At 71.5% G+C, this 15,009-nt stretch carries 9 protein-coding genes; 6 read left to right on the top strand and 3 right to left on the bottom strand.

Annotated features, from left to right (window positions below; translation table 11 throughout):
* From AB1460_RS12905 to AB1460_RS12895, 3 genes are all read left to right on the top strand, one after another.
* Positions 1-2,304: a terpene synthase family protein gene (locus tag AB1460_RS12905; protein WP_368961353.1), complete on the top strand. Its 2,304-nt coding sequence runs from the start codon at positions 1-3 to the stop codon at positions 2,302-2,304.
* Positions 2,305-2,603: 299 nt separating this feature from the next.
* Positions 2,604-5,756, top strand: coding sequence for an EAL domain-containing protein (locus AB1460_RS12900; protein ID WP_368961352.1), 3,153 nt, complete (start codon positions 2,604-2,606; stop codon positions 5,754-5,756).
* A gap of 214 nt (positions 5,757-5,970) precedes the next feature.
* Complete coding sequence (locus tag AB1460_RS12895; protein WP_368961351.1) at positions 5,971-6,282, top strand: hypothetical protein; 312 nt, start codon at positions 5,971-5,973, stop codon at positions 6,280-6,282.
* Between the two features lie 141 nt (positions 6,283-6,423).
* On the opposite strand, the gene AB1460_RS12890 is transcribed toward AB1460_RS12895, so the two are convergent.
* Positions 6,424-6,609, bottom strand: a complete 186-nt coding sequence (locus AB1460_RS12890) for a hypothetical protein (protein ID WP_368961349.1) — start codon at positions 6,607-6,609, stop codon at positions 6,424-6,426.
* Between the two features lie 312 nt (positions 6,610-6,921).
* Between AB1460_RS12890 and AB1460_RS12885 the strand changes: the two genes are divergently transcribed.
* Both AB1460_RS12885 and AB1460_RS12880 read left to right on the top strand, forming a co-directional pair.
* Positions 6,922-7,362 carry a MarR family winged helix-turn-helix transcriptional regulator gene (locus tag AB1460_RS12885; protein ID WP_368961347.1) on the top strand — a complete coding sequence of 147 codons (441 nt, stop codon included), beginning with the start codon at positions 6,922-6,924 and terminating at the stop codon, positions 7,360-7,362.
* Positions 7,359-11,330, top strand: coding sequence for an ABC transporter ATP-binding protein (locus AB1460_RS12880; RefSeq protein WP_368961346.1), 3,972 nt, complete (start codon positions 7,359-7,361; stop codon positions 11,328-11,330). Before AB1460_RS12885 ends, AB1460_RS12880 begins: the two co-directional genes overlap by 4 nt.
* 96 nt (positions 11,331-11,426) lie before the next feature.
* On the opposite strand, the gene AB1460_RS12875 is transcribed toward AB1460_RS12880, so the two are convergent.
* A complete protein-coding gene (locus AB1460_RS12875) occupies positions 11,427-13,511 on the bottom strand; it encodes a DHA2 family efflux MFS transporter permease subunit (RefSeq protein ID WP_368961401.1) in 2,085 nt (694 codons plus the stop codon).
* Between the two features lie 212 nt (positions 13,512-13,723).
* Here AB1460_RS12875 and AB1460_RS12870 point away from each other — a divergent pair, with 212 nt between their 5' ends.
* Positions 13,724-14,185 (top strand): MarR family winged helix-turn-helix transcriptional regulator, encoded by a 462-nt coding sequence (locus AB1460_RS12870; protein WP_368961345.1) that lies wholly within the window; start codon positions 13,724-13,726, stop codon positions 14,183-14,185.
* A 69-nt stretch (positions 14,186-14,254) separates the two neighbouring features.
* Here AB1460_RS12870 and AB1460_RS12865 read toward each other — a convergent pair whose 3' ends face one another.
* Positions 14,255-14,884, bottom strand: coding sequence for a TetR family transcriptional regulator (locus tag AB1460_RS12865; RefSeq protein ID WP_368961343.1), 630 nt, complete (start codon positions 14,882-14,884; stop codon positions 14,255-14,257).
* Between the last annotated feature and the right edge of the window lie 125 nt (positions 14,885-15,009).

The raw sequence follows: 15,009 nt of genomic DNA, 5'->3' as shown, positions 1-15,009 counted from the left end.
ATGCAGCCCTTCACGCTGCCGCGTTTCTACGTACCCTATCCGGCCCGGTGCAGCCCGCATCTCGCGTCGGCCCGCGCCCACAGCCGGGAGTGGGCCGCCGAGATGGGAATGATCGGAGCCCCCGGCGACGGAGTGGTGGTCTGGAGCGAGGACGACTTCGACGCGCACGACTACGCCCTGCTGTGCGCCTACACCCATCCGGACGCGTCTCCCGCGCGACTGGACCTGATCACCGACTGGTACGTCTGGGTCTTCTATTTCGACGACCACTTCCTCGAACTTTTCAAGAGGACCGGCGACATGGCCGGCGCGCGCGGCTACCTCGATCGGCTTCGTGCCTTCATGCCCCTCGACGGGGCGATCGACGCGACACCGGAGAACCCGGTCGAAAAGGGCCTGGGTGATCTGTGGGCACGAACGGTGCCGGATCGGACGGCGGCCTGGCGACACCGTTTCGTACAGAGCACCCGCAACCTGCTGGATGAATCGCTGTGGGAACTCGCCAACATCAACGAGAACCGGGTGGCGAATCCGGTCGAGTACATCGAGATGCGGCGCAAGGTCGGCGGCGCGCCCTGGTCGGCGAACCTCGTCGAACACGCCGCGGATGCCGAGGTACCGGCCGGGATCGCCGGCCTGCGGCCGATGCGGGTGCTGCGTGACACGTTCGCCGACGCGATCCACCTGCGCAACGACCTGTTCTCCTACCAGCGGGAGGTTGAGTCCGAAGGCGAGCTGAGCAACGGCGTGCTGGTCACCGAGCGGTTCCTCGGCTGCCCTACGCAGACCGCGGCCGACCTCGTCAACGACCTGCTCACCTCCCGGCTGCACCAGTTCGAGCACACGGCGCTGAGCGAGGTCCCGCCGATGCTCGAGGAACGCGGGGTCGACCCGGCCGGCCGCGCGGCCGTGCTCGCCTACGTGAAGGGCCTGCAGGACTGGCAGTCGGGGGGACACGAGTGGCACCTGCGCTCCAGCCGCTACATGAACGAGGGCGCGGCCGGAACAGTGGCCCTCCCGGCCGGGGCGGGGGTGTTCCCGGCCGGGCCGGAGGGGCTCGGGACGTCCGCCGCCCGAGTACTGGAATCGATCGTGGTGACGGCGCCGCAGCGGCTGCGAGCGTTCAGCCACGTGCCCTTCGAGGTCGTCGGCAAGGTGCGCGCACCGGACCCGTACATGCCCTTCTCCGTCGGCGAGAACCGGCATCTGGCCGGCGCTCGCCGGGAGACCGTCCGCTGGTCCCGCGCGATGGGCCTGCTTGACCCGGTGCCCGGCATCTGGGACGAGCACAAGCTCACCTCCTACGACTTCCCGCTCTGCTCCGCGGGAATCGCTCCGGCGGCGGGCCGGGAAGAGCTGGATCTCTCCGCCCACTGGCTCACCTGGGGCACCTACGCCGACGACTACTACCCGGTGGTCTTCGGGCGGACGCGGGACCTCGCCGGTGCGAAGGTGTGCACCGAGCGGCTGAAGGAGTTCCTGCCGGTGGAGTTCGAGGCGGTGACCGACGCGATGCCGCCGCCGGTCATTCCGCTGGAACGGGCGCTGGCCGATCTGTGGGTACGCACCGCGTCGCCGCTGAGCCCGCGCGGGCGCCGTGTCTTCCGGGCCGCGGTCGAGACAATGATCGACAGCTGGCTCTGGGAGCTGGACAACCACACCGCGAACCGGATACCCGACCCGATCGACTATCTGGAGATGCGGCGCGCGACCTTCGGCTCGGACCTCACCATGAGCCTGGCCCGGCTGAGCCTCGCCCGCGTGGGCCAGGCGGGGTCGGGCCAGACCGGGTCGGACGAGGAGCCGGCCGTGCCGGCCGAGGTGTTCGCGGCGCGGCCGGTCCGAGCGCTGGAGAACTCCGCCGCGGACTACGCCGCGCTGCTCAACGACATCTTCTCCCTGCAGAAGGAGATCCAGTTCGAGGGGGAGCTCAACAACGGCGTGCTGGTGATGCGTACCTTTCTCGACTGCTCGACGGAACGTGCCGTGGCGGTTGTCAACGACCTCATGACGGCACGTATGCGCCAGTTCGAGCACATTGTCGATCGTGAGCTTCCGGCCCTGTTCGCCGCGTACGGCCTGACCGACCAGGCCCGGGACGGGCTGCTGCGGTATGTCGCCGACCTGAAGAACTGGCTGGCCGCGGTACTGCGGTGGCATCAGCGCACCCGTCGGTACGACGAGGGCGAGCTCCGGGCGCATCCGGCGGCCGGCGTTCCGCCCTTCGGCTCCCCGACCGGGCTGGGCACCTCCGCCGCCCGTCTCGCCAGCACGGCCCGCCTCACCACCCGCGCGGGCTTCTGAGCACGCTCCTCGAGCCAACCCCTGCCTCTTCGTTACCCAGGGGCACCACCTCGACGCTGTCTGTCGACAGATTCTTTCGGTGTCGGGTCGACAGCATGCTCTGGAATGGTGTCACCGGGTAATGGAAGAGCGTGGCTTGGCAGTGGACGGGCGCAGGCCCGGGAACGGGAAACGGCCCTCGCGGCCGCAACCGCGACAACGGCCAAGGCGTTCGCCCGGGGCGGAGCGCGCCGGACGAACCCCCGCCGAAGGGGGGCGGCACCGCGCCGAGGGCAAGGGCCGGCGGGGCGCTCCGCGACGTGCTCGCCGGTGACCGCGGCTTCTTTCTCATGCCACCGCTGATCGGCAGTGTGTTCCTGCTGGTGCTGCTGGTCGTTCCCGGCTCGCCGGGCTATCTGTGCCCGCCCCTCGCCGTGGCGGCCGGGCTGGGCGGGGCGACGGTGGCCGCGACCGTCGCCGTTCCCGGCGAGAACCTGCGGGTGTTCCGTGCCCTCGCCCTTGCCTCGTCGGTGACGATGACGGCTGCCATCGCGTTCACGCTGCTCCGGGAGGGCTCCGCGGAGCTGGCGTTGACCCTGCTGTTCTGGTTTCCCTGGGTGGGCGGCCAGATCGGGCTGGTCTGGTCCCGGCTCAGCGTCGCCCTGGCACACGCGGCGCTGGTGGCGGTCGTCGTGCTGGGCGCTCTCAGCGGCTACGGGCGGCTGGCCGCGTTCCCGCTCGCGAAGGCCGCCTGTGGCCTGAGCGTCCTCGCCGCCGCCTACTTCACCTACACGTTGTTCCAACGGGGGCGCGGACGTTCCTTCACCGACCCGCTGACCGCGCTGTCGAGCCGGGCAGGGCTGATCCAGGCGGGTGATCCCGTCGTCGCCGAGATCCTGGTGACCGGGCGGCGGGCCGTGCTGATGGTCGTCGACCTCGACCACTTCAAGGAGATCAACACCGCGTTCGGGTACGAGGCGGGCGACGAGGTGCTCCGAGGGTTCGCCCGCTGTCTGCGGCTGGTGAAACCAGCCCCGCTGGTCGCCGCCCGGCTCGGCGGAGACAAGTTCGCGCTGCTGCTGCCCGGAGGGCCGATGGAGAACGGCGGGGCGTGCCCCCCGGCGACAGCGGACCCCGCTCTCACCGCCTTCGGCCGCGGCATCCTCGAGCAGCTCGACGGGCGGCTGCGAATCGGCGGCGTGGACGTCGAGGTGGAGGCCACCATCGGTGTCACCGCCGCGCCAGCCTGCGGGGACCGGATCACCTCGCTGTTGTCCTGCGCCGACGCCGCGCTGGCCGACGCCAGGCGCGGTGGCGAGCGGGTCGGCGTGTGGACGACGGGAATGGCCGCCGTCCAGCCCTGGGAACTCGCCCTGCACGCACAGCTGCGGTCCGCGATCAACGAGGGCGAGCTGGAGCTGTTCTACCAGCCGATGCGGGAGACGGCGACCGGGCGGCTGGTCGGTGTCGAGGCGCTGATGCGCTGGCGGCACCCCGTTCGCGGGCTGCTGCCGCCAGGCTCGTTCCTTCCAATGGCCGAACGCTCCTCGCTGATCGTCGAACTGACCTGGTGGGAGCTGGACGAGGCGTTGCGCCAGTGTGCCCGCTGGCGAGCGCAGGGCATCCGGGTGGATGTCTCGGCGAACCTTTCGCCGCGCATGCTCGTCGTGGACGAGCTCCCCGCCGTCGTCGCGGAGCGGCTGGCGGCCTATGATCTCCCGCCCGACATCCTCACCCTCGAGATCACCGAGAACGCGCTCGTCTCCCAGCCGGCGCGGGCCGCGTCGATGCTCGGCGAGCTGCGGATCTCCGGGGTCAAACTGTCCATGGACGACTTCGGGACCGGCTACAACTCCATGGAGATCCTCAAGGCGCTGACCTTCGACGAGATCAAGATTGACAGGAGCTTCGTCGCGGACGCCCAGGGCAGCCTGCCGGACATCGCGATCGTGCGTTCGGTCGTCGACCTGGGGCACCGCCTCGGGCTGCGTGTCGTCGGCGAGGGGATCGAGGACGAGCCCAGCGAACGGATCCTGACCGAGCTCGGCTGTGACCTCCTCCAGGGCGACGCCCTGTCGCCTCCGCTGCCGGCGCGGGACCTCGCCCCGCTGCTCGCCGGACCACAGCGCGACACCCGCCACGGGTCACCCATCGCCGGCTACGCGCCAGCGGCCTGCCGGAGCCGGCCCGAGCGGCCGACCACGGACCGACCGACCACCACGGACCGACCGACCACCACGGACCGACCGACCACCACGGACCGGCCGACCACCACGGACCGGCCGACCGTGGCGCGGGAGGCTGCCGAGGCACGAAGCGGCGTCGCGGGTACAGCGCTGCCCCCCGCGGCGGAGGCAGGGACACCGACCGCGTCATGGTCAGCCGCGGCGCAGGAGGACGAGCGGGCGGACGTCGAGGTCACCGGGCGGACCAAGCGGTGCTGGACCGAGGGCGGCCTGGCCGCGCCCCTCCCCGCGGACGAGGACGCCCGGCTGGCCGCGCTGCACAGCCAGCGGCTGCTCGGCACCCCGCCGGAGATCGAGTTCGACCAGATGGCGACCCTCGCAGCCCAGATCGCCGAATGCACCTACGCCCACGTCGTGCTCGTCGACACCGACCGGGAGTGGTTCAAGTCCTGGCACGGCCTGAAGATCGATGCTCTGGTCGGCCGGGTGGGCGTGGCCTCCCACGCGGTCTCGTCGGGTGACTATCTCGAGGTCGCGGACGCCAGGAAGGACATGCGTTTCGCCCACGTCGTCCAGGGCGACCCGGATGTCCCGGTGCGTTTCTTCGCCGGGGCGCCACTGCGGACGTCCGAAGGGCACATCCTGGGCGCGCTGTGCGTGTCTGACCGGATGCCGCGCAGGCTTGCTCCAGGCCAGCGCCGCGCGCTGCACCGCCTCGCGGACCAGACGGTGCGGCTGTGCGACGCACGCCGCGAACGTCTGATGGGGGAGGAGATCACCGAGGCGCTGCACCGCCTTGACCAGTTGTGGCATCCGGAGGACCTGCCCGCCGCGGCCACTCTGATCGCGGATGTCGTGCGCTCGCTGAGCGGCGCGGACGCCGTCGGGGTGATGCTCGCGAAACTGCCGGGCGCGACGGTGTTCGAGGCCGCCGGTTCGTCCGTGTCGCCGGGAACCGAGCCGCTGACGCGGGTGGGCGCCCGGGTGAACCCCGACGACGACGCCGCCCTGCGCGCGTTGTCCCAGCTGCGGGATCCGCTGTTCATCGCGGATCCGACCGGGACGCCGCTCATCCCGGCTGAGCGGGTCGAGAAGCTGAAGATCGGCTCCGCGCTGGTGATCCCGTTTCCCGGCGAGGGCGGTCTGCTCGGTTTCGTCGCTGTCCGGTGGACGTATCCGTTGAAACGGGTGGAGCCCTCGGTCATGCGTGCGGTGACCCTGTTCACCACGTCCGCGCGGTACACCCTGCACCGCCTGTGGGTGACACAGTACGGCAAAGGGGCATGAAAAGAAAGGCCGAAAGGCGTATGAAGCCCGCTCGCCGGCAGGCTTCGTTCGAAAATTCCATGTCCGGCGGCTACCGATTCCGATGCAGTGCTGCGGGCTGCGGGTGAACATGCCGATGCCGCTGCTCGTTTAGCGCTCCCCGAACCCCCTGGGGTAGCGTTCGCCTCGCGTCTTCACCACCTCCTGAAACATTCATGGTGAAAGGAATCACTAAATGACCCAGCAGCAGGAGCAGCAGCGTCAGCAGGTGGAGCAGCAGCTTCGTCAGAACTGGCGTCAGCTGCGCTACCGCCTCCTCGACCAGTTCGGTCAGGTCAGCACGGCGGACCTGGACGCTGCCACCGGCATCAACGACCTTGTCGCGCGGATCGCGGACAAGACGCACCACAGCGAGCGGTACGTCGAGAACCGCCTGCGCGAGCTGGTCGGCGTCGGCGGCGCCCAGGGCGGGCTCTCCGGCGAGCGTTTCGGCGGCGGTGACCAGGGCCAGCAGGGCCAGCAGAACCAGCCGTTCGGCAACCAGTAGTCAGCTCTTGCGTAGTTAGCACTTCCACCGGGCAGGCGCGGCGAGGAACACGACTCCACCCGCCGCGCCAGCCCGGTCCCGCCCGGCCCGGGCAGCACTCAGCCCGGGCCGGGCATCCTGTGCGCGTCTGATTCCGCGCTACTACGGGCCGGCGACCGTCTCGACGCGACGCTCCGCGAGCAGCGACCGGAACTCAAGCAGGTCGTCGATCAGCGCCTGGTTGTCATTCGTGCGGGGAAGTCGGCGCAGCTCGTCGAGCATAGCGTCGGTTTCCGTCATGGTGGGAACACCGTCGATCGAGGCAGCTATCGTGACGATATCGGCCATGGGAACACCGCCTGTCAGAGCTCTCGGCCACGTCACCTGGTCCGTCCAGGCGCGCTGAACTTTTCCAGAATTACACTCGGCTATGTACCCGGTGTTAAGCCGGGCCACCTTCCGCGTTACGGCGGCAGTTGCTCCTGATGCGTTGCGTGACTTTTCGTCCCGGTTCGGTGGGTCGGTCTGCCACGGTGGCCCGCGCCGCCTCCGTCCCCGCGATCCCGGCGGTCCCAGTGATCCCGGCATGGGTGTGTATGCGGTTTCGGTGCGGGTTCGTGATACTAGTTCGGACCTCGAACCAGTTGCTAGTGTCGAACCGTGTTGTCTGACGTCCCCGTCCCTGTCGACGCGGTCCGGGCTGTGGTGCGGCTGTCCCGTCTGTTCGAGCGGTCGCTGGACGGCCTGAGCCTGGCCCAGTACCGGGTGCTCGCCCAGATCGCGGCGGGTGACGAGCGGGCGTCCCGGATCGCCCGCCGGCTCGCGCTCGGCAAGCCGGCTGTGAGCGCGACCGTCGAGTCGCTGCGCCAGCGAGGCCTGCTGGTCCGGGGTGGCCTCGACGAGGACAGGCGGGTCACGCCGCTGAGCCTGACGCCGCAGGGCCGCTCCGTCCTCGACGCCGCCGAGCGGGTGATGGCCGAGGCGCTGGGCGAGGTTCTCGCCCACACCCCCGACTCCGATGCCGCCGGCACCGTGCTCCTGCAGCTTGGTGACGCCCTCGAGCAGATCCTGAGCGCACGCGCCAGGCGGCAGGACCGATGAGCGCCTCCACTCCCCCGCCCGCACCCGCACCCGCACCCGCACTCGTGCCCGTGCCCGCGCAGGCCGGCTGGCTGCGTGGGCTGTGGCATTACCTGATGCGCCATCGCCGCGATCTCGTCCTGGCGCTGCTGGCGGCGCTGCTCGGCAGTGCCTGTCAGGCGGTGGTCCCGCTGATCGCGCGCCACATCGTCGACGAGGTGATCGTGCGGCGGGCATCCCCGCTGTGGCCGTGGCTGCTCGTGCTGTTCCTCGCCGCGGCCGGCGCGTTCGGCTTCGCCTACGTGCGCCGGTACCGCGGCGGACGGGTGGCGCTCGGCGTGCAGTTCGACCTGCGCAACGCGATGCACGAGCATCTGCAGACCCTGGACCAGGACAGCCTGTCCCGGATGCCCACCGGGCAGCTGGTGGCGAGGGCGAACTCGGACTCGGCGCTCGTGCAGGGCCTGCTCAGCCTGCTACCGATCATGATGGGCAACGTCATCATGATGATCACCGCGCTGATCGTCATGATTGTTCTCTCGCCGCCCCTCGCGCTCATCAGCCTCGTCGTCATCCCGGTGCTGTTCGCGCTCTCCTACCGGCTGCGGTCGCGGGTCTTTCCGGCGACCTGGGACGGCCAGCAGCGTGAAGGCGCCGTCGCCCAGATCGTCGACGAGGACGTCAACGGCGTGCGGGTGGTCAAGGCGTTCGGCCAGGAGGATCGCGAGGTGGGTCGCGTCGTCGAGGCGGCCGCCGACCTCTACGGGTCCCGGATGCGGGCGGTGCGGCTGCGGGCCCGCTACCAGCCGCTGCTGGAATCCGTCCCCGCGCTGGCCCAGGTGGCGATCCTGGCCGTGGGCGGCTGGATGGCCCTGAACGGTCAGCTGACGATCGGCACCTTCCTTGTCTTCTCCACCTATGTCGGGCAGTTCGCGGCCCCGACCCGCCAACTGGCCGGAGTGCTCACGGTCGGGCAGCAGGCCAGGGCGGGCGTCGAACGGATCTTCCAGCTGCTGCGCCTCGCCCCAGCCATCGCTGACGGCCCCGAAGCTGTGGAGCTCCCGCCGACGCGCGGCGAGATCCGCTTCGAGGGGGTGGAGTTCGCCTACCCGGACGGCCCGCCGGTGCTGCGCGGTTTCGACCTCCACATCGCAGCCGGGGAGCGGGTGGCACTCATCGGGGCCAGCGGCAGCGGCAAGTCCACGGTGGCCGCGCTGCTGAGTCGCTTCCACGATCCCGATGCCGGCCGGGTGACGATCGACGGCCAGGACCTGCGGTCCGTCCGGCTGCGGTCGCTGCGCTCGCAGGTCGGCGTGGCCTTCGAGGAGAGCTTCCTGTTCTCCGACTCGGTGCGGGCCAACATCGCGTACGGCCGGCCCGACGCCACTGACGAGCAGGTCGAGACGGCGGCGCGGGCGGCGGCCGCGCACGAGTTCGTCCTCGCCCTGCCCCGCGGCTACGACACGATCGTCGGCGAGCGCGGCCTGTCGCTGTCCGGCGGGCAGCGTCAGCGGATAGCACTGGCCCGGGCGCTGCTCACCGACCCCCGCATTCTCGTCCTGGACGACGCGACGAGTGCCGTGGACGCCCACACCGAGGAACACATCCACACCGCGCTGCGGGAGCTCCTGCCCGGGCGCACCACGATCCTCATCGCCCACCGGGTCTCGACACTGCACCTGGCCGACCGGATCGTCGTGGTCGAGAACGGACAGGTCATCGATGTGGGGGCCCACGAGGAACTGACGAGGCGCAGCGCCGCCTACCGGACACTCCTCGCCGGCCTCGACTCCGATCCGGCGGACGGCCCGGCCGACCAGGGGGAAGCGCTGGCTGCCCGGACCTCCGAGACCGCCGAGCGGGACCGGGGGGCCGGACCGAGCCCGGTGTCCTCCACAGCTTCAGCGGCGGCGCCCGGACCCGGTTCGGCGCCGCGGCGCGGGCATGGTGGCGCCGGGGTCGGCGCCCCGAGCCTCGGCGCCGGTCTCGGTGGCGGGGGCAGCTGGCGGCTGAACCTGGCGCCGACGCCGGAGCTGCTGGCCCGGGTCGCGGCCCTGCCGCCGGTGCGGGACGTCGCCGACATCGACGTCGCGGTCGAGAGCCGGCCGGACCCCCAGTTCAGCCTCCTGAGGGTGCTACGCCGGTTCCGCCGCCCGCTGCTGCTCGGGCTGCTGCTGGTGATCGGCGACGCGGCGGCCAGCCTGGCCGGGCCGGTGCTGGTGAAGACGGGTGTCGACAACGGCGTCGCACGCGGCTCCTCGGGCGTGCTGTGGGCGGCGTCCGCCGCGTTCCTGGTGGTGACGCTCGCCGACCTGCTCGACCAGATCGGCGAGACCTTCGTGACGGGCCGCGCCGCCGAAAGGATCATGCTCTCGCTGCGGATCAGGATCTTCGCGCAGCTGCAGCGCCTCTCCCTGGACTACTACGAGCGCGAGATGTCCGGCCGGATCATGACCCGGATGACCACCGACATCGACCAGTTCGAGTCGCTGATCGAGAACGGGCTGCTGGCGGCCCTGGTCTCGTTCGTCACGTTCGCCGGAGTCGGCGTTGCCCTGCTGACCATCAACCCGGAGCTCGGCGGTCTGACACTGCTGGTCATCGTCCCGCTGGCCGCCGCGACCGTGGTCTTCCGGCGCCGGGCCGCCGGGTACTACGACCTCTCCCGGGAACGCATCGCGATCGTCAACGCCGACTTCCAGGAGAGCCTGTCCGGCATCCGCGAGGCGCAGGCGTTCGTGCACGAGGCGGCGACTGTCGAGCACTTCCGCGGGCTGGGGCGTGACTACCTGAGCTCGCGGCTCGCGGCACAGCGGCTCGTCGCCATCTACTTCCCGTTCGTCCAGTTCCTCTCCGCGGTGGCCGACGCGATCGTGCTCGGCGTCGGGTCCGCGCTCGTCGTGCACGGGCAGCTGAGCGTCGGCGTGCTGATCGCCTTCATCCTCTATATCGATCTGTTCTTCTCGCCGATCCAGCAGCTGTCCCAGGTCTTCGACGCCTGGCAGCAGACCCGGGTATCGGTGGCGCGCATCGCCGAGCTGATGCGGTTGCGGACCCTCACCCCACCGGCGGAGAACCCGCTGGTACCCGGGCGGCCGCGTGGCGAGCTGGTGCTGGACGGGGTGCGCTTCGCCTACCCGGCCACGCCCGCGGCGCTGCAGGATCGGCCGCTGCAGGCCACGCCGCCGCAACGTTCCGCCGGCGGCGGCCTCGCCACCGGCGCCGGCACCCGTGCGGTCGGGCCCGCCGACCCCCGTTTCGCCCGGTTGGAGACCGCCGCCGCGGCCCGGGTCCCCGAGGCGCTGCGCGGCGTCGACCTGCGCGTCGCCGCCGGGGAGACCGTGGCGCTCGTGGGCGAGACCGGCGCCGGCAAGTCGACGGTGATGAAGCTGATCGCCCGTTTCTACGACCCGGACGACGGCGCCGTCCGCCTCGACGGGTGGGATCTGCGGACCCTCGACCTCCGCACCTTCCGCAGCTGGCTCGGCTATGTGCCGCAGGAGGCGTTCCTGTTCAGCGGGGCGATCCGGGACAACATCGCCTACGGGCGGCCCGAGGCCACCGATGCCGAGGTGGAGGCGGCCGCCCGCGCGGTCGGCGCGCACGAGTTCATCGCCGCGCTGCCCGGGGGCTACCAGCACGAGGTCGCCGAGCGGGGCCGCTCGCTGTCAGCGGGGCAGCGCCAGCTCATCGCGCTCGCCCGGGCCGAGCTCGTCGATCCGGTGCTGCTCCTGCTCGACGAGGCGACCTCCAACCTGGACCTGGCGACCGAGCGCCGGGTCGCCGCCGCCACGGCGCGTCTCGCCCGGCGGCGGACGACGATCGTGATCGCGCACCGGCTGCAGACAGCCCGCACCGCCGACCGGATCGTCGTCCTCGACGGCGGTACCGTCGCCGAGATCGGCTCGCATGACGAACTGATCGCCGCCGACGGACACTACGCCTCGATGTGGCGCGCCTTCGAGCTCGTCGGCTCACCCGCCACCTGAGCACCCCCGCGCCTGCATCGGCCGGCTCCTGCGGGCGGCGGTCGCGGCACCGCCCGCCGGTCCGCTCCTACGACGTCATGCCGATGGCGTCAAGGGTCACGGGGTGCTGCCGGAGGCTCCGGTCATGGCCGTGGTGACGGCCTTCTCGGCCTCGGCGGACGGACTGGTGTCGTCGACGTCGATCGGCTCCTCGGCCGTGGGTGTCTCCGGTGTGGAAGAGGATGCGTCCGACTCGGAAGACGTGGCCGCCACCGCTACCGGCTCGGCTTCCGCCACCGGCCCCAGCTCGGGCTCCGCCACCGGTTCCGGCTCGAGTTTCGCTACCGCCACGGGTTCCGCCACCGGTTCCGGCTCGGCTACCGGTTCCGCCACCGCCACCGGTTCCGCTGCCGGCTCGGCTACCGGTTCCGGCTCGGCTACCGCCACCGCCACCGCCACCGGTTCCGCTGCCGGCTCGGGCTCGGGCTCCGCCACCGGCTCGGGTTCCGCCACCGGCTCCGGCTCGGCCGTCGCGGCCGGTTCCGCCACCGCCGCCGCCGCCGCGCCCGCCGCCGCCGCCGGCGCGGCCACTGCCACCGGCTCCTTCGCCAGCAGTGGCTCCTGTACCGCGGGTGGAACCTGTGCCGCGGGTGGAACCTGTGCCGGCGACGAGTTCTGCGCCGGGGCGGCACCGCCACCGGCGGCCGCGGCGGCCGCGGCGGCCGCGGCGGGCCGGCGGGGCAGGAACAGGCCGGCGAGCAGGCCGGCCGCGGTCAGCCCGACCACCCACCAGAACGTCGCGCCGAACGCGCTGCCGATCTCGTCGGCGACCGCCGGCGGCAGCTCGGTCTGCCGGGCGGCCTCCAGCCCGCCGCCGCCCGCACCCGGCACGCGGGTGGAGATGGCGTGCTGCAGCTCGACGGCGACCAGGGCCGTCGCCAGCGACCCGCCGACCCGCTGCAGGATGTTGAGCGTCGTCGTGGCCCGGGGCACCGCCGCCGGGGAGAGGGTCTGGTAGGCCGCGCTCATCGCGGGCATCATCGAGGCGCCGAATCCGAGCCCGCGTACGAACAGGAAGGCCGCGAGCGCCACCTCGTTGGTGTGGGCGTCGATCTGGGTGAGGGCGAGGGTGCCCAGCAGGCTGACGGCCATGCCGATCGGAACGACGTACCCGGCGCCGCGCCGGTCGGCCAGCCGGCCTGCCAGTGGCATCGCGACCATCGCACCGAGCCCCTGGGGGACGAGGGACAGGCCGGCGGCCAGCGCGCTCTGGCCTCGTGCGATCTGGAAGTAGAGCGGGAGCAGGAACATCGCGCCGAACAGGGTGGCGCCCACCATGAAGGTGGCGACACCGGCGAAGCTGAAGGTGCGGTCGCGGAACAGTCGCAGATCGAGCAGGGCGTCGGCCCGCCGCAGGGCGTGCACGACGAAGCCGACCAGCGCGACCACGCCGACGGCGACGCTGACCTGGACCTCCACCGATCCGAAACCGCCGTCGGAGCCCGCCTGGGAGAGACCGTAGACGAGTGCGGCGAGGCCGGGGGAGATCAGCAGCAGGCCGGGGACGTCGAGCCGGTGGTGCGCCTGCCCGTGATCGTCCCGCGGGAGCACCCGCCAGGCGGCTACCAGCGCGACCGCGCCGAGCGGCAGGTTGACGAAGAAGATCCAGCGCCAGTCGAGGTTGTCGACGATCAGCCCGCCGATGACCGGACCGAGGATCGGCGCGATCAGGGTGGGAATGCCGACGACGTTCATGATGCGGTTCATCCGGGTCGGCCCGGCGGCCCGGGCCAGCAGGGTCATGCAGATCGGCAGGATCATCCCCCCGCCGAGGCCCTGCACGACCCGGAAGGCCACCAGGCTCTCCGCCGACCAGGCCGCGCCGCACAGCGCGCTGCCGGCGAGGAACAGGACCAGCGAGATGTTCCACATGCGGGTCGCGCCGAAGCGCTCGATGGCCCACCCGGTGAGCGGGATGACGATGGCGAGCGCCAGGAGATAGCCGGTCGTGATCCAGGAGACCGTGGACAGGGAGGCGTCGAAGTCCCGGCCGAGGGTGTCGATGGCGACGGCTACGATCGTCGTGTCCAGGATCGCCATGATCGCGCCGAGGGTGACCGTGAGCGCCAGGCGGCGCAGCGCCGGGTCGATCTCCGTGCTCGGGCCGGCTGGCGGCTGGCTCCTACCCGCGCCGTCGGTCATCGCGGCCCGGGCGGGCTCGCCTGCCTCGCTGGACGGTTCTTTTCCCGGTGCGTGCTCGGGCACGGGCTCTCCGATGCATCCGCCGATGGTCGCCGGTGCAGCCGGCGGCTCTGACGTCGACCAGCATCCGCCGTTCGTTGAGGAACGTCAAATATTTAGTCATGTCCATGATGTGGGGGGTGCGCGAGGCCCCGGGAAGGTACCGTCGAGGCGTGATCAGTCCAGTCGCCGGGGAGGCGTGGCTTGCGGTGCAGGCACTGGTCCTCGGCGGGGCGGGGCACCGGCAGCTGCACCGTGCCTGCCAGGAGGCGGACATCCCGCCCGGGGCCCTGAAGGTGCTGATGATGCTGCCCGACGGGTCACGCCCGATGCGCGAGCTGGTCAGCGCCTTCCGCCTGGACCCCTCCTACCTGACGAGCATGGTCGACGCGCTGGAGCGGCGTGGGTTCGCCCGGCGCGAGCCGCACCCGACCGACAGGCGGGCCAAGACGGTCGTCATGACCGAGGAGGGGCGGCAGATGGTGGCCCGGGCACGGGAGCAGATGGCGGTCGCGCCGGCCTCGTTCGAGGTGCTCTCCCCGGCGGAACAGGAGCAGCTGCTGTCGCTGCTGCTGCGGGTGCTCGATGCGGAGCCGGACATCCCGGCGGTGATACGTCCCAGCACGCGGTCCTGACCGCCGCTGCTTCGAGCCCGCGTCGAGGGCCGCGGCCGCGGCCGCGGCTCGCGACCGGGGCGCACGGTGTCAGGAAACGGTCGTGCTGGCCGCGTGTGTGGCCTGACTGTCGGCGCTGACGAGAATGGCGTCGAGGGCCGGGGCGAGCCGGTCAAAGGCCCGCCCGGTGAGCTCGAGCAGATCGAGCTGGCCGTCGGCGGACTCCCAGTGGGTGAGCACGGCATCCAGGGTGGCGAGCGCCCAGTTGGTGAGCAGCCGGGGGAGGAGCGGGTCGTGCGCGGCCCCCAGCCGGGTGGTGATCGAGGTGGTCAGCACGGCGGTGCACTCCCGCTGCGCCTCGGCGAGGCGGGTGCGCAGCGCCGGCTGGCTGGCGACCATGCGCAGCACGGCGAGGGTGGGCACGGGGTTCTCGGCGCATTCCCCGAGCACGGTCATGGCCGCGGCGCGTAACGACGCGATGACCGGCTCGTCGGACGGGCGGGCCGCCACCATGGTCTCGAAGCCGCCCATCCGGAAGATCTCGGTGACGACGTCGTCCTTCGTCGGGTAGTAGCGGAAGAACGTGCGCGGCGAGACCTCGGCCGCGGCGGCGATGTCCTCGATCGTCGTCGCCTCGTAGCCACGTTCCGTGAACAGCCGGGTGGCGGCGGCGGCGAGTGCCTCGCGTGTGCGTTCCTTCTTCGCTTCTCGAAGACCCATCGCCGGCACCCCCTTTCAGGCGGTCATCCTAGCAATCGTGGCAGTCGAATGTTAAATGGCACACGGTTGCCACTTTCCTGTCGGGGTGTGAGGCTTGACGAGCCCCCTTCGAACTGAGTGGAGAG

It is taken from the genome of Parafrankia sp. FMc2 (assembly GCF_041008525.1).
In the GTDB taxonomy this organism is placed as follows: domain Bacteria; phylum Actinomycetota; class Actinomycetes; order Frankiales; family Frankiaceae; genus Parafrankia.
This window is presented reverse-complemented; position numbering and strand designations above follow the sequence as displayed.